Genomic DNA, 24938 nt, shown 5'->3' with positions numbered 1-24938 from the left:
ATCTTTTTAACTGACAAAAATCCACTTTTTATCAATTGGCACAGAATTCGTCAAATCCAATTTTGATAAAATAAACATAAACTAAAATTTAAATAAATCATTATGTCAGTATTAAAACCGCTGGCGGATCGTGTGCTTATTGAGCCCACACCAGCCGAAGAAAAAACAGCAAGTGGAATTATTATTCCAGATGCAGCGAAAGAAAAACCATTAAAGGGAACTGTAGTTGCCGTAGGTGAAGGTAAAAAAGATGAGCCAATGACTGTGAAAAATGGTGATACTGTTCTTTATGGTCAATACTCAGGAACCGAAATTAAAGTTGAAGACAAAACATATTTAATTATGAAGGAGTCTGATATTTATGGTGTGTTTCAATAATTATTCATGTTAAAATTAAACTAAAATGGCAAAAGAAATCATATTTGACGAAAAAGCAAGAGAGAAGTTAAAAAACGGAGTTGATGCTTTAGCAAATGCAGTAAAAGTAACACTAGGACCTAAAGGTCGAAATGTAGTAATAGGCAAAAAGTTTGGTGCGCCTCACGTTACAAAAGATGGCGTTTCTGTAGCGAAAGAGATCGAGTTGAAGGATGCTGTTGAAAACATGGGGGCTCAAATGGTAAAAGAAGTTGCTTCTAAAACAGCTGATATCGCTGGAGATGGTACAACTACAGCAACTGTTTTAGCACAAGCAATTATCACTGCTGGTTTGAAGAACGTTACCGCAGGAGCAAATCCAATGGATTTAAAAAGAGGTATCGATAAGGCAGTTGAGGTAATTGTAAAAGAACTTAAAAAGATTTCTCAAGAAGTTGGATCAGATAATGACAAAATTAAGCAAATAGCTTCCATTTCTGCAAACAATGATGAAACGATAGGTAAGTTAATTGCCGAAGCGATGAAAGTTGTAGGTAATGATGGTGTAATTACTGTTGAAGAAGCTAAAGGAATCGAAACTGAAGTGAAAACAGTAGAGGGGATGCAGTTTGATCGCGGATATTTATCGCCATACTTTGTGACAAACACAGAGAAGATGATTGCAGATTTAGAAAATCCTTATTTGTTGATCTGTGATAAGAAAATCACGAATATGAAAGAATTACTTCCTGTTCTTGAACCAGCAGCACAAGCAGGAAAACCATTGTTAATTATTGCTGAGGATATTGATGGTGAAGCATTAACTACATTGGTGGTAAATAGAATTAGAGGTTCTCTTAAAGTTGCTGCAGTTAAAGCTCCTGGTTTTGGAGATCGTAGAAAAGCAATGCTTGAAGATTTAGCGATATTAACTGGAGGTCAAGTAATTTCCGAAGAAAAAGGTTTGTCACTGGAGTCTGCAACGCTTGATATGTTGGGTACAGCTGAACGTGTAGAGATAGATAAAGATAATACTACGATTGTAAACGGTTCAGGAGATAAAAAAGCAATTGAAGACCGTGTAGCTCAAATTAGAGCGCAAATGGAAACTTCAACTTCTGATTATGATAAAGAAAAAATGCAAGAACGTTTAGCGAAATTAGCTGGCGGTGTTGCAGTTCTTTATGTGGGAGCAGCTTCTGAAGTAGAAATGAAAGAAAAGAAAGACCGTGTAGAAGATGCTTTGGCAGCTACGCGTGCTGCGGTTGAAGAAGGTGTAATCCCTGGAGGTGGAGTTGCTTTGTTGAGAACGTTGTCAGCTTTAGAAACGCTCAAAGGAGAAAGTGATGATGAATTAACGGGTATTGAGATTGTTAAAAGATCTGTTGAAGAACCATTACGCCAGATCGTTAAAAACGCTGGAAGTGAAGGAGCGGTTATCGTTCAAAAAGTTCTTGAAGGTAAAGATGATTTTGGTTACAATGCAAGGAAAGAAAAATTTGAGAACTTGTTGCAAGCAGGTGTTTTAGATCCAACAAAAGTGACCCGAATTGCAATTGAAAATGCTGCTTCTATTGCTTCGATGTTATTGACAACTGAATGTGTTGTTGTTGACGAACCTGAAGAAGAAGGAGCCTCTCCAGCGCCAATGGGAGGAGGAATGCCCGGAGGAATGCCTGGAATGATGTAGTTTTAATAAGTTTCTTAATAGAGTTTACAAAAAAAAGCAGTTTTGATTTCAAAACTGCTTTTTTTATTTAGAGTTTAACCCGGATTATTAACTCCTTTAGTCGTTGAGCTCGCAGGCTCGGTTCATGCATTTAATTTTAAATCTATTCTAGGCACAAGACCTAAAGTAATATATGTATATTTCGCGGGGCTTGTAACGACGAATAGATCAAAATTAAATCAAAATCTTACAAATACACAAATACCCAAAAATGGGTTTCTCAAATTTTACAGGAAATACAGTTAGAATACTGACTTACAGATGTTAATATTCTTAAACTTTAAGATTGGTGAATAATTCGGGTTAACATAGTTGTTAAGTGAATGTTTTTTGTTGTAACGCGGACCAGTCTCAAAAGTTGAGTAGGAAAAATGTGCCATTCATACGGAGAGAAGTGTTTAAGTGAGTATGACGGTGTGAAAATGATAGTATATTCTTTAATCACTTGATGCGATAGTGTCTTAGTAACTTCCAATTAGAAATATAATGAATCTAACTTAGTTTATCTGTAAGTATTTTCATTTCGATAACGGGCGAAATCCGTTCGTAAACAATATTGTTAACAGCTTCAACTATTGGCATTTCAACATTAAATTTTTTGTTGATTTCCATAACTGATTTTACAGCATAATAACCTTCTGCAATCATATCCATTTCCATTTGCGCTATCTTTACAGAGTATCCTTTTCCAATCATAAATCCGAAAGTTCGGTTTCTTGAAAACTTTGAATAGGCTGTAACCAACAAATCTCCTAGATAGGCGCTACTTTTTACATCTCGATGTATGGGACTTACTTCATCAATAAAATTCTCTATTTCTTGAATAGCATTTGAAATGAGTACCGCTTGAAAGTTGTCACCATATCCTAATCCAGCACAGATTCCAGATGCAATAGCATAAACATTTTTTAAAATTGCAGAAAACTCCGTTCCAAATAGGTCATCTGAAATTGTGGTTTTAATATATCGTGTTTTAAATCGATCACTCATTGCTTCTGCAATATCCTCGTCTTGGCAAACAATTGTTAAATAAGATAATCTTTCTAAAGCAACCTCCTCAGCATGACATGGCCCGCAGATAATTCCAATTTGATCATACGGTGTTCCAAACGTTTTGTGAATAAATCGAGCGGGAATAGCATGATACTCAGGAATAATTCCTTTTACTGCTGAAAATACTGTTTTACCTTTAAATAATTCTGTAGGAAAATCTTCGAATAACTCTGTTAGAAAAGCAGAAGGTGTAGCAATGATAATAATATCTGATTGCGCAATAACTTCTTCTAATTCACTGCTTACTTCTATTTTTGAGGTGTTTAACTCTACGGCTTGTAGGTATTTAAGATTTCTACGGTATTTTTTTATATTTTCTACCGCATCCTCATTTCGCATGTACCAATTTACCTGTGATACATTCTCGGTTAGTATTTTAATTAAGGCTGTTGCCCAACTACCGCCACCAATTACTCCCAGTATTTGTTCTGATTTATCCATACGCATTCAGACAAAAATACATATTTTGCTTAATTCGTAACCACTTTCCGTGCTAATCTTACATTTTATTTTTTTAAAAAACACTTTTATATTTATTACGAATGCACTATTTTAATACTTTTGAATTTACAATTAAAATGCATTGAATTATTATGAAGAGTAAACCAAGAGTTGTTAAGGACTATGTTAAGTTGGATGAACTTGTTAAACAAGCTATAAAAGTGAATTATCCAGAAGGATTTGAAGATCATTTGATCAAATTCAAGAATAAAGAAGGAAATACCGTTAGTGCGCTACCTTTCGAAACAGAGGATTATTACTATTTAATTAGAATGACGGTGAGCCAAGCACAAGAAATTATCGAAGACGATGATGATTATGACGAAGAAGGTTTTTTAAAAGATGATATAAAAGAAGAGTATGAAGATAATTTGGATGAAGAATTTGAATAGCAAAATGTTTAGGCTTTTTAAAAAGTATAAGCTGAGTGTTTAAAAACATTGTATCTGTAAATTATTTACGGATGATAAGGAAAAAAATCTTTCTCAAAAAGAATTTGAATTTAACGATGCAAATCAAGTCTAGGTTAACAGTATTAGTGGTTCATTCCAATTTATAGCGTTTTTTTTCAATTGTAATTACTTTCTATATGAACATATTTATTTCAAAAGATGGTTGTTTTTTGAGCATGTAATGTCTTTGATATGGTGTAAAAGCTTTTTGGAATATTTGAAAAATAAAAACTTCTTGGTCTTTAATTGGAAATCTATTGTACAAAACAAAATACATGTTTGTGTGTTTCGTTAAGTAAGAAAAAGAAATTTATGAAAACTTATTATCATATCCTTATATTTTTGTTTGTAATACCTGCTTTTGGATGTGAATCCAACACAAAGGAGAGCTTGAAAGTTCACGGATTTACAAATATGCAAGAGGATACGCTTCAAAAAATAAGGAAGTCAGAAGAACGATGGAGGAAACAATTGACACCAGAGCAATATCGAGTAGTACGAGAAGGAGGAACAGAACGTGCTTTTTCTGGTGCGTATTGGGATAACACAAAAAAGGGTGTCTATCATTGTGTGGCTTGTCAATTACCGTTGTTTGCTTCAAATACTAAGTTTAAGTCAGGAACAGGTTGGCCAAGTTTTTATGCGCCTATTAACGATGTTAATGTTGCTGAAAAGACGGATACTTCAAATGGTTGGAATAGAGTAGAGGTGGTGTGTGCACGGTGTGACGGACATTTAGGACACGTTTTTGAAGATGGTCCTCGCCCAACTGGTTTAAGATATTGTCTCAACTCAGCAGCACTTGATTTTAAAACTGAATAGCGTATTCTCTACACATTAGTTTATTCTTTATTGAGTGCTTGACAATCATTCAAGTTGCATCAAGGTCGAACCTTTATTTTTTAGAATGAATGATAATCTTATTTTAATAACTAGTGGAGAAAACAGGTTTGTATTTAGTTTAATTTGCCATTATATTCTAAACTGAATCTAGGAACGCTCACTTTGAATGATTTGGTTTGTTCCCCTTTGTCATTAATCACATCAAAATTATAGTGGCCTTCCATGAAGCCAAGCCCCGAAGATAAATCACATCCCGAAGAATAAACATGCATTTCTCCTGGTTCAAGAATAGGTTGTTCTCCAATTACCCCCTTTCCTTCAACAATTCTAGTGGGCGCTAAAGAATCAATTATGCGCCAATGTCGCGATATTAATTGTACCCTGTTGTTACTTAGGTTCTCAATTTGAATTGAGTAATTGAAGAAATACAAGTTTTTCTTTAGCTGAGTTAAATCAGATCTAAAAATTGCATTAACAGTTATTTTAATTCCTTTTGTTATGGCAACATACATGTTTTTAAGTGCTAAATTAAAAAATGAAACCTTTGTAAGATTTCATAAATATAGTTATTGACGCAATATATGTCAAAAAAATAGGCTAAGAAATTCAAACTTAGTATTTTTGTTATTTATAATCATTCTAAATTAGTTTTTGTCTTGGCTTAACCCATGTTAAAATATGTAAAAGTCGAACAAATTTATATTTTTGTAACCTAAATAAAATGTGTGTAAGACATGTCAAAGGCGGTTAAACTAAAAAAAGGACTTGATATCAAGTTAGTAGGTGAAGCCGATCAAGTGAAAGTGGATTCAAAAACTCCTTCAGTGGTCGCATTAAAACCTTCAGATTTTCATGGATTAGTTCCAAAAGTCATCCTTAAAGAAGGAGAGAAAGTTAAACGTGGAGAAGTCGTTTTTTACGATAAGTACAATAAGGATGTGAAATTTGTTTCACCTGTTTCTGGTACGCTCTCTGAAATAGTTCGAGGTGATAAAAGAAGAATATTAGAAGTAAGAATAGTAGTGGACGCCAATGATGAGGTGGTTCAAAAAGAAGCTGTTGATCCTTCTTCTATTTCCAAAGAAGAAGTTAAGCAAATCCTTCTTGAGAATGGATTATGGCCTTTTATCAAACAGAGACCTCTAGATAAAATCGCTGATCCATCAGTATCTCCAAAAGCTATTTTTATTTCAGCTTTTGATTCTGCACCTTTAGCACCAGATTACGATTTTATATTAAGAGATCAAGATCAGCATTTTCAGCATGGTTTAAACGCCTTGTCTAAACTAACAGAAGGAGATGTAAATATTACAGTGAATGGTAATGGTGCTCCAGATAAAGCGTTTTTGAACGCTAAGAATGTAACCATTAATAAAATTTCAGGTAAGCATCCTGCAGGAAATGTAGGTACACAAATTCATCATTTCAATCCTATTGATAAGGGAGAGTTTGTTTTTACAGTTAATCCACAAGATGTAATTACCATTGGTAAGTTTTTCGCTGAAGGAAAATACGATCCATCTAGGATTGTTGCTTTAACAGGTTCTGAAGTTGAAAATAGAAAGTATTATAAAACAATAATTGGTGCTCGACTTGATTCCGTAATTGGTGATAGCTTAACGCAAGATAATGTGCGAGTTATAAGTGGAAATGCTTTAACGGGTACTGCTGTTGGTAAAGATGGTTTTTTAGGGTTTTATGATGCGCACATAACTGTACTTCCTGAAGGAGATCAGTATAAGTTTTTCTTAACGGAAGGATGGTTGTCTCCAGGATTCGATAAATACTCTAGTCACCGTTTATTCCCGACTTGGTTGATGCCAAAGAAGAAAAGAAGATTAGATACTAATCTGAATGGTGAAGAACGTGGGTTTGTTGTAACAGGAGAGTTAGACAAAGTCTTACCTTTTGATATTTTACCGTTACAATTAATTAAAGCAATCATGGTTAACGATATTGATGCCATGGAGCAATTGGGAATATATGAAATCGCACCTGAAGATTTTGCGTTGTGCGAATATGTATGTACATCAAAAATAGCGATTCAAGAAAAAGTTCGTGAAGGTCTTGATGTAATTGAAGAAGAGTGCATGTAAATGTTAAATTATAAATTTTAGGAAATTGAAAGCATTAAAAAAAGTCATACACAATCTCGATCCGAAATTTGAGAAAGGTGGGAAGTGGGAAAAAGCATATCCACTCTATGAAACCTTATCTACATTCTTATTTACGCCTAAACACGTAACAAAAAAAGGAGCTCATATTCGCGATGGAGTAGATTTAAAGAGAACTATGTTTATGGTAGTTCTTGCGTTAATTCCAGCGTTATTATTTGGGATATACAATACCGGACATTGGCATTACGAGTTAATGTCTCACCTTAATCCAGAAGAGTACGGAGCTTACAGTGATTATTTAGTAGGTTTTGGAGATAAAGTTATTTATGGGCTTCTCCAGGTATTGCCATTAATTATTGTTTCTTATGCCGTAGGATTGGCTGTTGAATTTATTTTTGGATTTATTCGTGGTCATGGTTTACATGAAGGATTTTTAGTTTCTGGAATGTTAATACCTTTAACAATGCCAGCTGACGTTCCATTGTGGATGGTTGGTGTTGCTACTGCATTTGCCGTAGTGATTGGTAAAGAGGTTTTCGGAGGTACAGGAATGAATATTGTAAATATTGCCTTAACCGCACGTGCATTTTTATTCTTTGCATACCCAACAGCAATGTCTGGTGATAAGGTTTGGAAGTCAGGAACGAATGAAGTGATTGCTGATAACGGTGGTACTTTACCAGACGGTGCTTCAGGGGCTACTGCATTAGGAGATATGGCCTCCTTGGTTGGAGACGCGCCCGTTGTAGCTGGAGAGGTTCTTTCTTCGGAGGCAGGTAGTGCTGAGCTAATACAAAAATTTGAAAATGCTTACGACCCATTGCATGCTATTATTGGAATGATTCCAGGATCAATTGGAGAAACATCAATTATTGCAATCTTATTGGGAGCAGCGTTATTACTTTACACAGGAGTTGCTTCATGGAGAATTATTCTTTCCTTCTTTGCAGGTGGTCTGGTCTTCGGATTATTGATGAATCTAATCGGAGCAAATGCATACATGGATATGCCTGCATGGTACCATCTTATTCTAGGAGGCTTTGCTTTTGGTGCCGTATTTATGGCTACAGATCCAGTAACAGCTGCTCAAACGCAATACGGAAAGTTGTGGTATGGATTTCTCGGTGGAGGATTAGCAGTTTTAATACGTGTATTGAATCCTGCATATCCAGAAGGAGTAATGTTGGCCATCTTGTTCATGAATATTATGGCACCACTGATTGACCATTATGTTGTTCAGGTGAATATTTCAAGACGTAAAAAACGATTTAAAACAGCTTAATTATGAAAGTAAATAAAGACGGAAACGGTTATACTTTTGCTTTTTCAATCATACTAGTTATTGTGGTTGGTGTTATATTATCCTCCCTATCTATTGGGTTAGACCCTTTGAAAAAAGCAAATGTAGCAGTGAAGAAGAAAATGAACATTCTCTCTGCATTAGGTGTTGAATCAACACGACAAGATGGAAGTGATAAATATGATGAGTTCATTAAAGATAGTTATGTGATTTCTCACAACGGTGTTTTACAAGAAGACCTTCCTGAAGAGAAAAAAGCGTTCAATCTAGATGTACAAAAACAATTTAGAGATAAAACAATCGAAGTTTCAGATAGGTTATATCCTATTTTTGAAGCTGAAAAAGATGGAGCCACTATATTCGTACTTCCTGTTGTTGGAAAAGGACTTTGGGGACCAATATGGGGATTCGTTGCTCTAGCTGATGATTATGAAACAATCGTTGGTACTTCTTTCGATCACAAAGGAGAGACCCCTGGATTAGGTGCTGAAATTGCACAAGACTTTTTTGAAAACCGATATAATGGTGAAAAAATTGCCGATAATGGACAATTCACGCCTATTAAAGTTGTTCAAAATGGTACGGGTTCAGAAGAACAAAAAGTGGACGGAATCACTGGAGGTACAATTACTTCTAAAGGTGTTGAGAAAATGGTGAACAAAACCATGCGCGTGTATTATAAATATTTCAGTAAAAATAAATAATGATATGAGTACGACTGAAGAAAAATTAAAAGCTCCTAAAGAGCCGTTATTCTCAAAAAAGAATAAACGATTAATTACAGACCCATTATCAGACAATAACCCAATTACAATTCAAGTATTGGGAATCTGTTCTGCACTTGCAATTACAGTTCAAGTCGAACAAGCTTTCTGGATGTCTATTTCTGTTATTTTTGTAATGGTTTTTGGTAACTTGATTGTTTCATTACTTAGAAACCTGATCCCATCTCGTGTAAGAATTATCGTTCAATTAGTAATTGTAGCTTCTCTTGTGATTATTGTAAACGAATCTTTACAAGCATTCGTGCCCGACGTTTCAGAAAAGCTTTCTGTTTTTGTTGGATTAATCATTACCAACTGTATTATTATGGGTCGATTTGAGGCTTTTGCAATGTCAAATAAGCCTTTCCCTTCTATATTAGATGCAGTTGGAAACGCAATCGGATACGCATGGATATTGGTACTTGTTGCTTTGGTTAGAGAAGTGCTAGGTTCTGGAAAAATTTGGGGAGCAAATATCTTTGGAAACAATCTTCCAGGAGAAGAATCTGGACTCTATGCATTAGGATATGTAAACAATAACCTAATGATTTTACCTCCTATGGCTTTAATTGTGGTTGGAGTAATTATTTGGGTTCAACGTTCTATGAATAAAGAATTAGTTGAAGAAAATTAATAGTATAAGATAATTAATTATGGAAAGTACATTAGATATATTCGTAAAAGCGATTTTCACTGAAAACATGATTTTCGCTTATTTCCTCGGGATGTGTTCCTATTTGGCTGTTTCTAAAACAGTAAAAACAGGAGTAGGACTGGGATTAGCCGTTGTTTTTGTATTGGGAGTTACCGTTCCTATGAACTATTTATTAGAAAATTATGTTCTTAAAGAAGGTGCGCTTTCATGGTTGAATGAAGATTACGGTGTAAATGGTTCAAATACCATTGATTTAAGTTTTCTTTCTTTCATTATGTTTATAGCAGTTGTTGCATCAATTGTTCAATTGGTAGAAATGCTTGTTGAGAAATTTGCACCTGCTTTGTATGGAGCTTTAGGTATATTTTTGCCATTGATCGCAGTAAACTGTTCAATATTGGGTGGTGCTTTATTTATGCAAGACCGTCAATATTCTACAATTTTAGATGCAACATCATTCGCACTTGGATCTGGAGTAGGATGGTTTATTGCCATTGTTTCTTTGGCAGCGATTAGAGAGAAAATTCGTTACTCAAATGTTCCTCCTGCATTAAGAGGTCTTGGTATTACTTTTATAGTAACAGGACTTATGGGAATTGCATTTATGAGTTTCATGGGAGTGGAGTATGGTAAGAAAGAAGAAGCAAAGTCTAACACAGAAAGTGGTGGAGCTGTTGAAACTTCACAAATTATTAACGTAAAACAAGTAAACTAATGGGTTTATCAATTTTAATAACAGTAATATTCTTTTTAGCAGTTATTTTGATTTTAGTATCAATGCTGCTTTTTGTAAAGGCTAAATTATCTCCTTCTGGAAAGATAAAAATTACAATCAACGGAGAAAAAGAAATTGAAGTTGATGGTGGAGGAACGCTGTTGAGTACGCTCGGAGATCATCAAATATTTTTACCTTCTGCCTGTGGTGGTGGTGGAACATGTATTCAATGTACATGTAAAGTTCATGAAGGTGGAGGAAGTATATTACCGACAGAAGAACCTCATTTTTCTAGAAAAGAAATTAAAGAGAATGTTCGATTAAGCTGTCAGGTAAAGGTAAAAGAAGATTTACAAATTGAAGTGCCAGAAGAAGTATTGGGGATTAAAGAATGGGAGGCTAAAGTTGTTTCAAATTATAACGTTGCATCATTCATTAAGGAGTTTATTGTTGAAATTCCTGAAGATATGGATTATAAGGCTGGTGGTTATATTCAAATACGTGTACCACCATGTGTTGTGAACTTTGAAACTATGGACATCACAGCTCATCCTGAAGATCATCCTGGACAACCAGATAAATTTAAAGAAGAGTGGGATAAATTCAAATTGTGGCCACTCACTATGAAGAATGATGAAGATACCGTACGAGCTTATTCAATGGCTTCATACCCAGCAGAAGGTCGTAGAATTATGCTGAACGTGCGTATTGCTACACCTCCTTTTGATAGAAAAGCTGGTGGTTGGATGAAGGTTAACCCTGGTGTTGCATCTTCTTATATCTTTAACTTGAAACAAGGAGATACAGCAATTATATCTGGACCTTACGGTGAATTCTTTATTAATGAAGAATCAGACGCTGAAATGCTTTACATTGGTGGTGGTGCAGGAATGGCTCCTATGCGTTCTCACCTCTATGAATTGTTTAAAACTATGAAAACAAATCGTAAAGTAACCTATTGGTATGGTGGTCGTTCAAGAGCAGAATTGTTCTACATAGAACATTTCCGTGCTTTGGAAAGAGAATTTCCAAACTTTAAGTTTTATATGGTTTTATCTGAACCTTTAGAAGAAGATAATTGGAAGGTAAAGAAAGATATAAATGATGAAGAAGGTGATGGATTCTTAGGCTTTGTTCACCAAGCTGTAATTGATGAATACTTGACTAAGCATGATGAACCCGAAGACATTGAATTCTACTTCTGTGGTCCACCTTTAATGAACCAAGCGGTTTTAAATATGTGTGATCAATGGGGAGTTCCGCCAGAAAATGTATCGTTTGATGATTTCGGTGGTTAGAAAACATAAAATAATAAAAAAAGCGTTTCATTCGAAACGCTTTTTTTTATGCTTCATTTTTTAATCTAAATCTCGAGCTGAATCTATTACTTTTTGTTTTAATTCAGCAATATATTCAACCAATCTTTCCATTAATTCAGGGTTTTCAACTGCCACTATTTTTGCTGCTAATATTCCAGCGTTTTTTGCTCCATCGAGTGCAACAGTAGCAACGGGAATTCCGCCGGGCATTTGCAAGATGGATAGTATAGAATCCCAACCATCAATTGAATTTCTTGATTTTACGGGAACGCCAATAACTGGTAATGGTGTTAGAGATGCAACCATTCCTGGTAGATGGGCAGCTCCTCCAGCTCCTGCAATTATAGTTTTTATACCCCTTTTATGTGCGTTTTTACCATATTCAAACATTTTTTCTGGTGTTCGATGAGCAGAAACAATATCCATTTCATAAGGAATACCAAAATAATCTAGCATGTCCGCAGCTTCTTGCATTACAGGTAGATCTGATTTACTACCCATGATAATTCCAACCTTTTTCATTTTTTTTCTGTAAAGATAAAATTTCTTGTGCGTTTTACATTTGTTTTTTTATCTCATCAATTTCTCTTGACATTTCCTGATCAATTTCTGTCACTTTATTGCCTTGGTCGTGTGTTGTTAATCTTATATCTACATTCTTATAACTGTGGATGTGAATCGATGGATGATGTTCCTTTTGCTCTGCTAAATCTGCAACTTTATTTACAAATTGAATCGCTTGTTTAAAATCATCCATAACATAAGATTTCTCAAGTTGGTTATTTTTTTTACTCCAATTCATAATTTTTGTTTTTTGATTCATAACAATTTAAACAAAATACTGAAGATATGCAAATAAGGAAATTTATAATTGATTGTAAAGTAAATCTTAGAACTTTCAATGAGGTTAATTAGCACCATGCTTTTGAATTATGTACATCCTTGTTATTATTTGTATTAGAACTGACAATGAGATTTAATTCAAAATTTTATTTCAGTGATTTTTGTCTTAACAATCATTTTTAGTTAATTTAGTATAAAATATTCTACTACATGATGACTAGATTTTTATTATTCAGTTTATTCTTATTCCTCGGAACTCAATTTGTAAGCGCACAATGTGCTGAAGACGAAGAAACAAAAGTTCTCCTAATTGGTGATAGCTGGGCCTTTTTTATGGGATTTGACAATACAATTGATGATGTTTTTGAAGATTGGGGACATTCCAATTATAAATTTTATACGAACACAACATTGGCTGAGAATGGTGCTGAAACCGAAGATTTTCTCGAATCTACTCGTCAAGGAGAAATTGCCAATCAATTAATAAGTCAACCTTCAATTGAATATGTTCATTTAAGTATTGGAGGAAATGATGTGCTAGGAAGTTGGAAATCGCAATCTTTCACTACAGCACAAACAGATTCTTTGCGTTTGCAAGTTCGAGATAGTGTAATTGCAGTAATAGACTTTTTGAAAAGTGTAAGACCAAATATTAAAATTGTGTGGAGTGGTTATGCATATTCTAACTTTGAAGAAGTTATTACGGGTGCTGTTATCCCAAGTGCACACCCCTTTAATAGCAATTGGCAAAATATGGAATCGCCTTCAAATAGCGCCATTAATGAACAGCTTAATTTATTTTCAGAGACTATTGAAGATTATTATATGAATGATCCTCGTGTTTTCTTTGTTAAATCAACTGCAATAACACAACATACTTATGGTCAGATCGATCCCTTAGGTGTAGCTCCTTTTGGTGTGTATCCCGCTCGGACAGTTCCGCTTCCTTATGGTAATGTTGATTATCCATCGCCAAGACCCTCGATGAGAAATTATGGTGTTTTTAAAGACTGCTTTCATTTATCACAACAAGGTTATGAAGACTTAATTGGTTATACCACACAAAAGTACTACCACAAAGCATTAATGGATGATAAATATTTTATTGCTGAAAACGCCTTAACAAACGGTTCGGTGGCATCTAACGGAATTGCCAATTCTCAAATTTTATTAGGAGTAGATAACGGAGTAGAACATCAAGCTATGCTTACATTTGAAACTTTATATGAATTGGATTCAGTTGCAGAAAAAGCAAGTTTGTTTTTACATCGTAAAACCTCAACGGGCGCAAATCCAGTGACGAGTGATATCGTCATTGAAATTAATAACCTCGCTTTTGGAACAAGCACAGCTGTTGAAGCAGCTGACTTTAACGCAAATGGAATGGAGTCGGGTGTTCCTTGTGTTTTTGGGACCAACACCGATGGGAATTGGGTAAGATTTGACCTCCCTGAAGAACTGCTTTCGTATATGACAATCAACAATGTAACACAATTCAAAATAAAAAGTCCAAACGCTACAAATGGTGTAGTGGAGTTTTCTGGTGTAGGAGATCCTGATTTTGCTCCCATTTTAAATGTTACCTATGGAGATGAACAATTGGTTTCATTGCCAACTGAAGAGTTAAAAGACGATATAATAGTTTATCCTAATCCAGCAAATGACCACATTCATATTTCTTCAAAAAATTCTGAAGTAGAGCGTGTAATCATTTATTCAATTGAAGGACGTGTTATGCGCACATCAAAAGCTAGTGAGTTAGCAATAGATGAACTTCCTTCTGGAGCTTACTTTGTCCACGTCCATACAAGTAAAGGAGTTTCAGTACAAAAGCTCATTAAAAAATAATCTGATTTAATAAGATTCTAATTAGTTTACGTTTATTCAGAATTAATCTCTAAATATCATTTATCTTTGTGAATTATGAAGTGGATTGGAGATAGGATTAGTTTTGTAGATAAAAAAGACAGTATAAGCTTTGTTATTTATCCTCCTAAATTAGGAAGAAAGAAGGTGTTAATTGTTGTATGGTTTGCTCTTTGGTTGTTGATTGGAGGTTATGTTTTTTTTCAATTCTTTCAAGACTATACACAGGAAGAAAAGTTAGCCCTCGTTATTTTTATGGTATTTTGGTTTTACTTTGCACTTCGTGTATTTAGAACTTTATTGTTTTTGTTTTTTGGTAAAGAATATATAAAATTGGATCGAAATAGTCTGAGAATAAAAAAAGCCACAGGCAGCTACGGCAAGTCCAAACAATATTTCATAGAAAACATCACCAAATTTAATCAAGTTGAATTAAAAGACAATTCCTTTCAAAAGGTTTATGATGACTCACCATGGGTTAGGGGAGCGAACAGGATTCAATTTGAATATTTTGGAAAAACGCATTCTTTCGGAAGGAAATTAGAAGATAAAGATGTAAAGCTGATGTTTCAGGTAATCACTAAAAGAATTCAAAAATACCTGAGTAAAAAAGGATAAAAGTATTCTATCCTTGTTTAAAATCTAACAACCTAATGAACTCAATAAATAGTTCAAATATTTATTTATTGATTTACTTGTGGTAGGATAAATACGTTTTAAACCTCTTTAGTGCCATAGGTAAAACAACATTTTATAAGTATTGAGTTATATTTTTAACAAAACAGCTAGGTAATTCCAATTTCTTATTTAAATTTGTTGTAAAATTTATACTATGAGACTACTACATGTTCTATTATTGGGATTTATTATTTTTAATTCTTATGCTCAACAAACTACGAGAAAATCGATTCATCAAGAGCAAGCAGAGCATTATGCTGCCTTAGGGAAGGATTATAAGTTTTACGAGGACAATTATCAATCTCCTGAACCTATAATGTATGAAAAAGCCAATTGTAATTTAGAAAAAAGAGTTTTTGGTTGGCATCCCTATTGGAACAATGGTAAAGAAGTAAATTATCAATGGAATTTATTAACTGATTTCTCGTATTTTGGTTATGAGGTAAATCCAAATAATGGAAATGCATATTCTACCCGAGGATTTGCAACTTCAAGCGCCGTAAGCAATGCTCTAAATAATGGAGTAAATGTGAATCTTTGTGTAACGCTATTTAATGATCACAGTACGTTTTTTAATAGTGCTTCAGCACAGCAAAACTTAATTAATAATTTAATTACTTTGATTCAAAATCGCGGAGCTCATGGTGTAAATATTGATTTTGAAAGTATGAATTCAAGTCATAAAAATAGCTTTACTAACTTTATTGCTGACTTATCTACCCAGATGAAAAATGCAATATCTGGTGCTGAAATTTCCGTTGCATTACATGCTGTCGATTGGGGAAATGTTTATGATATTCCAGCTTTAAATCAACATGTTGATTTGTTTTGTCTAATGGGGTATGATTATTATTACGGAGGAAGTAGTACAGCCGGACCTACTGATCCATTGTTTCATTTTGGAAATACCTACAACTTTACCCTTTCTAAATCCGTAACACATTATCTGGATAGAGGAGTCCCAAAAAATAAGTTTATTATGGCTATTCCTTATTATGGAAGGTCATGGAAAGTAAATAGTTTTTCAGTTCCTGCTACCACTGTAGGTTCGGGACCTTCTGTAACTTATTCAGCTCTAAAAACCAATGCGAATGGAAACTTTAGTTCTAGCAATAAAAATATTGAGGCCGCTAGCAATTCTACCTATTATAATTATACAAGTGGGGGGGATAATTATCAATGTTTTATATCTGGTGCAGATGAAGTGAAAAAACGTTTAGAATTTATTCGAAAACGTGGATTGGCTGGAATGGGAATGTGGGCTTTAGGAAATGATGATGGCTTTCCAGATCTTTGGAATGCTATTGAGGAAAAAATGACTGATTGTTACAATTCTCCTTGTTCTGGAACAATAACAGATATTGGTGGTGGTGATTACCGTAATTATTATGATGATGAGGATTACGAATTTACAATTGCTCCAGAAAATGCTACTCATGTCAATATTGAATTTGAAGATTTTGACGTAGAAGAAAATTATGATTTCTTATATGTATATGATGGAGCAAATACCTCAGCTTCGCAAATTCCGGGAAGTCCTTTTACAGGAAGTTCTATTCCTTCCAATTTTACTTCAAGTACAGGGGCAGTAACTTTTAGATTCACATCTGATGGTGCAACAACAAGTCCTGGATTTAAGATAAATTACACGTGTACAACGGTAGTTATAGATCCTCCAATTGCTTTTGTAGACACAGTTGCGGGATGGAAATCGACAGATTATACGCAGAATTTTACTGAAAGTGTTCCCAATTCAGAGATTAAAAAACGATATTACTCTGTAGCAGATCATAATGGAAACGAATTTCGAGCGAATACAGATAATGGCTTCTTTTATGATAATTTCAATGATTTCGATATGCATGTTGATTGGGTGCAGAAGAGCGGTACATGGACAGAATCGAACATACTTACTCAATCGGATGAAAATGACAACAATGCACGTGTTTTTGCGCCTTTAAATCAACAATTATCCAATCATCATTTATATCATTGGAAAGGGAAAATAAGCGGTAGCGGTACAGATCGAAGAGCTGGTTTACATATTTTCGCGGATGATCAGGATGCGCCTCATGGAGGGAATTCATATTTCGTATATTTCCGTTTGGATGACAACGAAATACAATTTTTTAAAGTAGAAAATGATTTATTTTGGCCACCAAAAATAAGAGAAACTTTTGTTTTTGTTGAAGACACGTGGTATGATTTTAAATTAATATACGATCGAATTGCTGGTGGTGTGTATATTTATATTAACGATCAATTAGAAGCGCAATGGGTTGATGCAGATCCTTTTCCTACGGGTGATTTTGTTGGGTTCAAAAGTGGTGGTTGTAATTACCAAATCGATGACTTTATGGTATATCGATCTCGATATCCTTCTGAAATTATTGAAATTGGAGCCGACAGTACGAATGATATTCGATATCAAAACCCAAATCCACAACAACCTTCTGGTATGGTGAGGTCTATGGTGACAAACTCATACGACATGATTTCTCAACCCGATTCAATTTTGGTTAATGTCGATTGGACAGCGCCAGATTTTAACTACATACATGACGGAAATGCGCAAATAGACTTAGATACAATTCCACCAAACGGAATTGCTTTGGAAGCTTCGGCAAACTGGTCGGCGTATGATCCTAATTCAGGTGTTCAAAGCTTTTACTATAGCATCGGTGTACAACCTAATGATAATTCTATTGTAGGTTTAACAAATGTAAATATGGATAATAGTGTTACCATAAATAGTCAAAACTTTGTTTATGGTGAACTTTATTATTTTAATGTACAAGCAAATAATAATGCTGGACTTTCAGGTACACAATCATCTAATGGATTTAGAATTATGGAAACAAGTGGATTAGAAAATCACCATGTTGAATTGCCGAAAATTTATCCAAATCCCGTAGGTGAGTTCTTAAACATTGAAATGAATCAAGAAATTGTATCTATTGGTTTGTATGATATGAATGGAAAACTGTTGAAAACAATTGAAGTTAGTGGAAAATCTAATCCTATTAGTGTTGCTAACTTTGCCTCTGGAACGTACGTATTACGTGTGAAAACTAAGGGCCAAATTACAGAACATACGTGGATTAAACAATAGATTGTCATGGTGCTTGTTAACGCTTAACGCTTTCATGATATGCCAAATCTATCCGCAATTTTTAAATTAGTATAAGACTTCATCTTTAAACAAAATATCCTTCGTACGTCAAATCAGGAACGAAGGATATTTTTCGAACCTTTTGAAAAGTTCCTTCTATACATATGAGGATACAGAAACTTATCCCGAATTATTCACCAATCTTAAAGTTTAAGAATATTAACATTTGTAAGTCAGTATTTTAACTGTATTTCCTGTAAAATTTGAGAAACCCATTTTTGGGTATTTGTGTATTTGTAAGATTTTGATTTAATTTTGATCTATTCGTCGTTACAAGCCCTGCGAAATATACATATATTACTTTAGGTCTTGTGCCTAGAATAGATTTAAAATTAAATGCATGAATAATCCGGGTTATAATGATCAGTCTCAAAAGTAGGAGATGACTTAAAAATGTTTTAGCACCACATTGCTTAAGTTATCTAATTATTATTAATCTCGAAGGGTTAACATGTTTATTATTTTAGAATGTTAATTGATAACTTTCAGTGTTTTCATTACCACAAGCATCAGTTGCTTTAATAGTAACCTGTTTATTTCCCTTCAACTCTTTTGGTGGATCGAAATAGAACATGCTTCTTTTAGGTTCATAGGATAGTAAATACCAATTGTTGTCTATACTTATGTTATAACTTTTAAGTCCAGACTCATGTTCGTCAATAGACCATGATAATCTTTTTCCCCTAACCGTTCCATTATTTATAAAGTTTCTAGCTCTAATTTGCGGAGCAATTGTATCTATTTCAACCGAAAATGTTCCAAAAGACTTAATACGGCTCGTGATCCAACCATTTTTAACACTTCCGCCCTCACTATATTGCGTTCCGTAACGCGAAATACGTTGTATATATTGTTTATTCTCTTGTTGATTAGGAATAATAGGCAACATTAGCTTAAACGTTTCTTGCAACGGAATTAAATCACTTCCAAATTCAATATTATTGGGTTCAGATTTTAGCTTTAAAGGTGTAGGTTCATATATTATGCCTGGTGGAAAAAGAAGGTAGTGGTTTTTATCATAACTTAAAAAAGCACTATCGGGATACAGCAATTTTTCTTCAAGATATAATGTTTGTTGTTTTTTCTTTTTGCCTGTTCCCACATTTAATGTGAAATTGATTTGACTTGTATTAGCATAAGCGTCTTTGGCAGTATAATTTATGATATAACTTTTACCAGGTGATGCTTTTATAATTCCTTTATTTTTTAATTGTCTATAGATTGGAAGTGCATTATGTTCTGTTATAAAAGTTTTCTGAAAATGCCGTCTACGGTTATGAAATTCTTCATAATCTTTATGGGTGTTTATGTGGCGGTTCGTGTAAAAGTCAATGTACTCCATGTTTTGCGTGTAAATGGTGTCATTATTCACTTCTAAAATAGCCTCATGAATTCCACAAATATTATTGGCACCATTTAATTGATCTATGGCGTCAAATGAAAAACCAATTCCGCCATGCTCTGAGGTGTAGGAGGCATCAATATTAACACTGTTGTTTTTAACATAAAATTGACCGTCTTTTCCCCAAAGTCTAAATCGTTTTGATTTATTGGGAACTCGATATCCTTCCTCTGTTAATGCATATACTTTTAAATACCGAATATTTGGTTTTCTGGTGTCTTGAATATCAAAGTTAAACAATAACGGATTAAGCGCATGTTCTGTTTTTGTTTCTCGTATTTCAAAGTGTAAATGCGGTGCAGTACTTCCTCCTGTATTACCAGATTTTGCGATCAGTTGACCTTTCTTTACTTGAATAGCGTCTTTCTCTGGGTAATAATCAATAGCAAAAGAATTATTCTTCTCCTGTTGAGATAAAGTTACTTCTCCAATTTTACCTACAAATGATTCGCAGTGTGCATAAACAGAAGTTAATCCATTATAATGGTCTATGTAAACAGCATGTCCGTATCCCCACGGAGAAACTTTAATTCTAGAGACATAACCATCAGCAATGCTCAAAATATTGTAGCCTGTTCGTCGGTCTGTTTTTAAATCTATACCTGTGTGAAAATGATTAGTGCGCAGTTCTCCAAAATTAGCCGCCAAAATTAAGGGTACATCCAAAGGAGAATGTAGGTCATAATCTCCATAATCTATCTCTTTCTTTTGTGAATAACAAAACACACTTAAAAAGTAACTAACAAATAAAATAAAAAAGCTTCTCATATCTACAGCGTCAAAATTCGGATTGGATAAAACTATATCATTTTGTAATCGATATTCTTCGTTTGTAAAGATTTTAAAAGTACTTCATTAATGTCTACTTTCAAAGCCCGAGAAGGCATCTCAACTTCTAATTTATTCACGGTATCAAATATTTTAAATTTAACTTGAAAGTTTCCTTCGTGATCTTTAAAGATTCCGTCCAAGTCTTCTATTAAGGAATGGTTTACTTCGCTCAATGGTAATGATAACTCTAAAGCATTTGCTTTTTGCTCCCTTAAATTAGAGAGAAAATCAATTTTTTGTATTTTAAATTCAAATTCGTTTGGGTTCCAACGCTTTGGCATTACTTTTCCAACCATATAAATAAAAGAACCTTCAACCATATAATCTCTGAAACGGCCGTATTCTTCTTTAAATAAATATAATTTTGCAGAATCGTTGTAATCTTCAAGGGTGATAGTTCCAAATGGATCTCCTTTACGTGTATGACGGTGTTCTACTTCCGTTATAATAGCTGCTACAGTAAATTCTAGGTTTTTGTAATTGTCGACATTATTGATGAACTCAACACTTCCATTACAAAATGAATCAATATCTATTCTATAGTCATCTAAAGGGTGACCAGAAATATAAATTCCAACCACTTCTTTTTCTTTATTGAGTTTTTGAAGCGAAGACCATTCTTGAGCTGGTGGAACTTTTGGAGCTGGCGTTTCTACTCCTGTTCCTTCTCCAAATAAACTAACTTGATTGGAATTGGCACTTTCTTGATGATTACTTCCAAATTTAATAGCGTTTGCTAAAAAGGTTTTACCATTTTCTTCTACAAAATATTGCGCACGATGGATAGTTTGAAATGAATCTAAGGCACCAGAAAGGGCTAGACCTTCAAAAGCTTTTTTGTTACATTTTCTTAAATTAACCCTTTTCGTAATATCAAAAATATCTCTAAAAGGTCCATTTTCTTTCCTTTCCTCAACAATTGCCTCAACTGGACCGGCGCCAACTCCTTTAATTGCACCTAACCCGAATCTTACTGCTCCGTCTTTATTAACTGTAAATTTAAAGTTAGATTCGTTTACATCAGGTCCTAAAACATCAAGCCCCATTCGCTTGGCTTCTTCCATGAAAAAAGTAACTTGCTTGATGTCATTCATGTTATTACTTAACACAGACGCCATATATTCCGCCGGATAATTCGCTTTTAAATAAGCGGTTTGATAGGCGATCCAAGCATAACAAGTAGAGTGAGATTTATTAAACGCATAAGAAGCAAAGGCTTCCCAGTCATGCCATATTTTTTCTAACTTGGCTTTATTATGACCTCTTTCAACACCTTGGTTTAAGAATTTAGGTTTTAATTCTGCTAGAAGATCCAACTTTTTCTTACCCATTGCTTTACGCAAGGTATCTGCTTCACCTTTCGTAAAACCACCTAATTTTTGAGAAAGTAACATCACCTGCTCTTGATAAACAGTAATTCCATACGTTTCTTCCAGGTATTCTTTAGATGCTTCTATATCGTAAACAATTTCCTGTTCTCCATTTTTCCGCTTAATAAAATCAGGAATGTATTCTAATGGACCAGGACGATACAAGGCGTTCATGGCAATCAAATCTGCAAAAGCTGTTGGTTTTAATTCTCGCATGTACTTCTGCATACCTGCGGATTCATATTGGAAAACTCCCACTGTTTCTCCTCGCTGGAATAATTCGTATGTTTTTTCATCGTCCAACGGAAATTCATCAGGAATCAGCTCTATGCCATGAATGTCTTTTACAAAAGCAACAGCATCTTTTATTAACGTCAAGGTTTTTAAACCTAAAAAATCCATTTTTAGCAGTCCAGCTTCCTCAACCACTGAGTTATCGTACTGTGTACAATACATGTCAGAATCCTTAGCTAATGCCACGGGAACGTATTCTGTGATGTCGCTAGGTGTAATGATTACACCACATGCGTGAATACCTGTATTTCTTACATTCCCCTCTAATCTTCGGGCGTTGCTAATCACTTTTGCCGGTAAATCATCTCCTTTAGCTATATCAATTAATTGATTAGCCATAGAGATACTATCTTGATTGCCTTTTAATTTTTCCGATAACTCAGCGGCATCTAAACCAAAAAGTTTAGATAGGGAAATGTCAGGAATTAACTTCGCTAAGCGATCAGCTTCAAAAAGTGGAAGATTTAATACACGTGACGTATCTCTTACTGAAGATTTAGCCGCCATGGTTCCATAAGTAATAATTTGAGCAACCTGATTTGCGCCATATTTTTCAATTACCCAATCTATGATTCGTCCACGACCTTCGTCATCGAAATCAATATCAATATCGGGCATCGATACACGATCAGGATTCAAAAAACGCTCAAAAAGTAAATCATAGGCAATCGGGTCTACATTTGTAATTCCGTTACAATATGCGACAGCCGAACCTGCTGCTGAACCCCTTCCAGGTCCAACAATAACTCCCATATCTCGTGCAGCGTGACAGAAGTCTTGCACAATTAGGAAATAACCAGGATATCCTGTTTTAGCAATAATTGATAACTCAAAATCGAGTCGTTCTCTTATTTCATCTGTAATCTCGGGATATCTCTTTTTTGCTCCTTCATAGGTGAGGTGGCGTAAGTAATTGTTTTCTCCACGTTTACCTCCATCTTTTTCATCTTCTTCGTCTCTAAATTCCTCAGGAATATCAAACGCAGGTAGCAAAATGTCACTTGCCAATGTATATGGCTCACACTTATTAGTAATGTTAATGGTGTTTTCTATGGCCTCGGGTAAATCAGCAAAAAGCGCTTTCATCTCCTCTGGAGATTTGAAATAATAATTATCGTTTGGCAAACCAAATCTAAATCCACGGCCACGACCTTTTGGTGTTTCCACCATTTCACCATCTTTTATACACAATAAAATATCATGAACAGAGGCATCTTTTTTATCGATGTAAAAAGTGTTATTGGTCGCAACAATTTCAACTTTGTGCGTTTTAGCAAACTTTAGAAGTGTTTCATTCACACGCCGTTCATCTTCTTGATTATGGCGCATTAATTCTAGATAAAAATCATCTTTAAATTGCTCCTTCCACCACAATAGTGCCTCCTCTGCTTGTTTTTCACCAACATTAAGTATTTTGGAAGGAATTTCACCGTACATATTACCAGATAAAACAATAATATCCTCTTTGTACTTTTCAACAATCTTCTTATCAATTCGTGGAACATAATATTTTCCTTCAGTAAAAGCAATTGAAGACATCTTAGCTAAATTGTGGTATCCACGTTTGTTTTTAGCTAATAATACAACTTGGTAACCATTATCTTTTACCGTTTTATTGGTGTGGTCTTCACATATATTAAATTCACAACCAATTATGGGAATAATTTCATTTTGATGATATGCTTTTCCTTCTGCTTTAGCTTTTTCACGTGCTGCGCGAATCTTTTCATTATGCGCAGTAATGTGTTTTTCAAAATGAAAAGCGGCCATCATATTTCCAGTATCAGTTAGCGCTACAGCAGGCATATTGTATTCTGCAGTTTTGTTGATAAGCGCTTTTATATTACTGGTTGATTGTAAAACCGAAAACTGTGTGTGATTGTGCAAATGCACAAAGGATGTGTCGGCTAACTGCTGTAAACCTTCTTCAATTTCTTCTTTCGAAACTTCATCTGTCGTTTCATGTTTTGCTTTTAACTCCTCACTCTTCTTTTTTAAATTCTCATGTTGTAGACCTACTGGTTCAATTAAATCAGTATTTACAGCAAGAAAATCGTCAAAGTAAGTTTCGTCTTTATTTAATTCTTGAGCTGAAAAGATACGTCGCCTTACCAATTCAAAAAATGATCGGGCAGTAGCTTCAACATCGGCAGTAGCATTATGCGCTTCATTGAATGGAACATCAAATAAATATTCATGCAATTCTGTGAGCGTCGGGAGTTTGAATTTTCCACCTCTACCACCAGGAATACGACATAAATTGGCAGTAACTTCAGTACACGTGTCCAAAATCGGCATATCATGCATTGGCGTTTCCATATTTAAACGCACAAACTCAGATCCCATTACATTGATATCGAAACCTACATTCTGACCAACAATAAACTCAGATTGAGCCAAGTCTTTATTGAATTCCTCCATCATTTCCCGAAGTGGAACACCTTCTGTTTCAGCTAAAAGTGTAGAAATACCATGAATTCGTTCTGAATCGTAGGGAATATCAAATCCATCGGGTCGAATGAGGAAATCTTTCGCTTCGATAAGTTGACCTTTTTCATCGTGTAATTGCCAAGCAATTTGAATACATCTTGGCCAATTATCTGTGTCTGTATAAGGAAGATTCCAATTTTTTGGTAAACCCGTTGTTTCGGTATCAAAAACTATGTACATGGATGCT

At 34.5% G+C, this 24938-nt stretch carries 19 protein-coding genes; 13 read left to right on the top strand and 6 right to left on the bottom strand.

Annotated elements, in window-relative coordinates:
* Positions 1-102 precede the first annotated feature (102 nt).
* On the top strand, positions 103-378 hold the full coding sequence (locus tag CW751_RS09225) for a co-chaperone GroES (protein ID WP_101334716.1): 276 nt from the start codon (positions 103-105) through the stop codon (positions 376-378).
* Between the two features lie 25 nt (positions 379-403).
* Positions 404-2047, top strand: coding sequence for a chaperonin GroEL (groL, locus tag CW751_RS09220; RefSeq protein WP_101334715.1), 1644 nt, complete (start codon positions 404-406; stop codon positions 2045-2047).
* 531 nt (positions 2048-2578) lie between these two features.
* Here the strand turns inward: groL and CW751_RS09215 are convergent.
* Positions 2579-3580 (bottom strand): NAD(P)H-dependent glycerol-3-phosphate dehydrogenase, encoded by a 1002-nt coding sequence (locus CW751_RS09215; RefSeq protein WP_101334818.1) that lies wholly within the window; start codon positions 3578-3580, stop codon positions 2579-2581.
* 152 nt (positions 3581-3732) lie between these two features.
* On the opposite strand from CW751_RS09215, the gene CW751_RS09210 reads away from it, so the two are divergent.
* The gene (locus CW751_RS09210; protein WP_101334714.1) at positions 3733-4032 is read left to right on the top strand and encodes a hypothetical protein; all 300 of its coding nucleotides are present in this window, start codon (positions 3733-3735) and stop codon (positions 4030-4032) included.
* 372 nt (positions 4033-4404) lie between these two features.
* Positions 4405-4914 carry a peptide-methionine (R)-S-oxide reductase MsrB gene (gene msrB / locus CW751_RS09205; RefSeq protein ID WP_101334713.1) on the top strand — a complete coding sequence of 170 codons (510 nt, stop codon included), beginning with the start codon at positions 4405-4407 and terminating at the stop codon, positions 4912-4914.
* A 134-nt stretch (positions 4915-5048) separates the two neighbouring features.
* On the opposite strand, the gene apaG is transcribed toward msrB, so the two are convergent.
* Positions 5049-5447 carry a Co2+/Mg2+ efflux protein ApaG gene (apaG, locus tag CW751_RS09200; protein WP_101334712.1) on the bottom strand — a complete coding sequence of 133 codons (399 nt, stop codon included), beginning with the start codon at positions 5445-5447 and terminating at the stop codon, positions 5049-5051.
* 222 nt (positions 5448-5669) lie between these two features.
* Between apaG and CW751_RS09195 the strand changes: the two genes are divergently transcribed.
* Genes CW751_RS09195 through nqrF form a run of 6 tightly spaced genes read left to right on the top strand, consistent with a single transcriptional unit; the run spans position 5670 to position 11784 of the window.
* Entirely contained in the window at positions 5670-7031 is a 1362-nt protein-coding gene (locus CW751_RS09195; protein ID WP_101334711.1) for a Na(+)-translocating NADH-quinone reductase subunit A, read from the top strand.
* Between the two features lie 25 nt (positions 7032-7056).
* Positions 7057-8334, top strand: coding sequence for an NADH:ubiquinone reductase (Na(+)-transporting) subunit B (locus CW751_RS09190; protein WP_101334710.1), 1278 nt, complete (start codon positions 7057-7059; stop codon positions 8332-8334).
* A gap of 2 nt (positions 8335-8336) precedes the next feature.
* Positions 8337-9056 carry an NADH:ubiquinone reductase (Na(+)-transporting) subunit C gene (gene nqrC / locus CW751_RS09185; RefSeq protein WP_101334709.1) on the top strand — a complete coding sequence of 240 codons (720 nt, stop codon included), beginning with the start codon at positions 8337-8339 and terminating at the stop codon, positions 9054-9056.
* A 4-nt stretch (positions 9057-9060) separates the two neighbouring features.
* Positions 9061-9750 carry an NADH:ubiquinone reductase (Na(+)-transporting) subunit D gene (locus CW751_RS09180; protein WP_101334708.1) on the top strand — a complete coding sequence of 230 codons (690 nt, stop codon included), beginning with the start codon at positions 9061-9063 and terminating at the stop codon, positions 9748-9750.
* A gap of 19 nt (positions 9751-9769) precedes the next feature.
* Positions 9770-10486 (top strand): NADH:ubiquinone reductase (Na(+)-transporting) subunit E, encoded by a 717-nt coding sequence (nqrE, locus tag CW751_RS09175; protein WP_101334707.1) that lies wholly within the window; start codon positions 9770-9772, stop codon positions 10484-10486.
* Positions 10486-11784, top strand: a complete 1299-nt coding sequence (gene nqrF, locus CW751_RS09170; RefSeq protein ID WP_101334706.1) for an NADH:ubiquinone reductase (Na(+)-transporting) subunit F — start codon at positions 10486-10488, stop codon at positions 11782-11784. Before nqrE ends, nqrF begins: the two co-directional genes overlap by 1 nt.
* Positions 11785-11844: 60 nt before the next feature.
* Here the strand turns inward: nqrF and purE are convergent, their stop codons facing one another.
* Positions 11845-12327 carry a 5-(carboxyamino)imidazole ribonucleotide mutase gene (gene purE / locus CW751_RS09165; RefSeq protein ID WP_101334705.1) on the bottom strand — a complete coding sequence of 161 codons (483 nt, stop codon included), beginning with the start codon at positions 12325-12327 and terminating at the stop codon, positions 11845-11847.
* Positions 12328-12361: 34 nt separating this feature from the next.
* A complete protein-coding gene (locus tag CW751_RS09160; protein ID WP_165779274.1) occupies positions 12362-12607 on the bottom strand; it encodes a 4a-hydroxytetrahydrobiopterin dehydratase in 246 nt (81 codons plus the stop codon).
* A gap of 251 nt (positions 12608-12858) precedes the next feature.
* On the opposite strand from CW751_RS09160, the gene CW751_RS09155 reads away from it, so the two are divergent.
* From CW751_RS09155 to CW751_RS09145, 3 genes are all read left to right on the top strand, one after another.
* A complete protein-coding gene (locus CW751_RS09155) occupies positions 12859-14496 on the top strand; it encodes an SGNH/GDSL hydrolase family protein (RefSeq protein ID WP_101334703.1) in 1638 nt (545 codons plus the stop codon).
* A gap of 75 nt (positions 14497-14571) precedes the next feature.
* On the top strand, positions 14572-15132 hold the full coding sequence (locus CW751_RS09150; protein ID WP_101334702.1) for a hypothetical protein: 561 nt from the start codon (positions 14572-14574) through the stop codon (positions 15130-15132).
* Between the two features lie 214 nt (positions 15133-15346).
* The gene (locus CW751_RS09145) at positions 15347-18304 is read left to right on the top strand and encodes a glycosyl hydrolase family 18 protein (RefSeq protein WP_101334701.1); all 2958 of its coding nucleotides are present in this window, start codon (positions 15347-15349) and stop codon (positions 18302-18304) included.
* Between the two features lie 523 nt (positions 18305-18827).
* Here the strand turns inward: CW751_RS09145 and CW751_RS09140 are convergent.
* Both CW751_RS09140 and dnaE read right to left on the bottom strand, forming a co-directional pair.
* Complete coding sequence (locus CW751_RS09140; RefSeq protein ID WP_101334700.1) at positions 18828-20534, bottom strand: M23 family metallopeptidase; 1707 nt, start codon at positions 20532-20534, stop codon at positions 18828-18830.
* Positions 20535-20566: 32 nt separating this feature from the next.
* On the bottom strand, positions 20567-24931 hold the full coding sequence (dnaE, locus tag CW751_RS09135) for a DNA polymerase III subunit alpha (protein ID WP_101334699.1): 4365 nt from the start codon (positions 24929-24931) through the stop codon (positions 20567-20569).
* Positions 24932-24938 lie beyond the last annotated feature (7 nt).

Origin of the sequence: Brumimicrobium salinarum (assembly GCF_002844555.1) — a bacterium.
Taxonomy (GTDB): domain Bacteria; phylum Bacteroidota; class Bacteroidia; order Flavobacteriales_D; family Crocinitomicaceae; genus Brumimicrobium; species Brumimicrobium salinarum.
The sequence above is the reverse complement of the archived record's forward strand: the minus strand, read 5'-3'. Positions and strand labels throughout refer to the sequence as shown.

What these genes read in the sequence shown, in the direction of transcription:
- nqrE (WP_101334707.1), top strand. Translation starts at nt 9,770, where the DNA reads ATGGAAAGTACATTAGATATATTCGTAAAAGCGATTTTCACTGAAAAC.
- CW751_RS09155 (WP_101334703.1), top strand. Translation starts at nt 12,859, where the DNA reads ATGATGACTAGATTTTTATTATTCAGTTTATTCTTATTCCTCGGAACT.
- nqrF (WP_101334706.1), top strand. Translation starts at nt 10,486, where the DNA reads ATGGGTTTATCAATTTTAATAACAGTAATATTCTTTTTAGCAGTTATT.
- groL (WP_101334715.1), top strand. Translation starts at nt 404, where the DNA reads ATGGCAAAAGAAATCATATTTGACGAAAAAGCAAGAGAGAAGTTAAAA.
- CW751_RS09140 (WP_101334700.1), bottom strand. Translation starts at nt 20,534, where the DNA reads ATGAGAAGCTTTTTTATTTTATTTGTTAGTTACTTTTTAAGTGTGTTT.
- CW751_RS09195 (WP_101334711.1), top strand. Translation starts at nt 5,670, where the DNA reads ATGTCAAAGGCGGTTAAACTAAAAAAAGGACTTGATATCAAGTTAGTA.
- nqrC (WP_101334709.1), top strand. Translation starts at nt 8,337, where the DNA reads ATGAAAGTAAATAAAGACGGAAACGGTTATACTTTTGCTTTTTCAATC.
- CW751_RS09210 (WP_101334714.1), top strand. Translation starts at nt 3,733, where the DNA reads ATGAAGAGTAAACCAAGAGTTGTTAAGGACTATGTTAAGTTGGATGAA.
- apaG (WP_101334712.1), bottom strand. Translation starts at nt 5,447, where the DNA reads ATGTATGTTGCCATAACAAAAGGAATTAAAATAACTGTTAATGCAATT.
- CW751_RS09180 (WP_101334708.1), top strand. Translation starts at nt 9,061, where the DNA reads ATGAGTACGACTGAAGAAAAATTAAAAGCTCCTAAAGAGCCGTTATTC.
- purE (WP_101334705.1), bottom strand. Translation starts at nt 12,327, where the DNA reads ATGAAAAAGGTTGGAATTATCATGGGTAGTAAATCAGATCTACCTGTA.
- CW751_RS09225 (WP_101334716.1), top strand. Translation starts at nt 103, where the DNA reads ATGTCAGTATTAAAACCGCTGGCGGATCGTGTGCTTATTGAGCCCACA.
- msrB (WP_101334713.1), top strand. Translation starts at nt 4,405, where the DNA reads ATGAAAACTTATTATCATATCCTTATATTTTTGTTTGTAATACCTGCT.
- CW751_RS09145 (WP_101334701.1), top strand. Translation starts at nt 15,347, where the DNA reads ATGAGACTACTACATGTTCTATTATTGGGATTTATTATTTTTAATTCT.
- CW751_RS09160 (WP_165779274.1), bottom strand. Translation starts at nt 12,607, where the DNA reads ATGAATTGGAGTAAAAAAAATAACCAACTTGAGAAATCTTATGTTATG.
- CW751_RS09215 (WP_101334818.1), bottom strand. Translation starts at nt 3,580, where the DNA reads ATGGATAAATCAGAACAAATACTGGGAGTAATTGGTGGCGGTAGTTGG.
- dnaE (WP_101334699.1), bottom strand. Translation starts at nt 24,931, where the DNA reads ATGTACATAGTTTTTGATACCGAAACAACGGGTTTACCAAAAAATTGG.
- CW751_RS09150 (WP_101334702.1), top strand. Translation starts at nt 14,572, where the DNA reads ATGAAGTGGATTGGAGATAGGATTAGTTTTGTAGATAAAAAAGACAGT.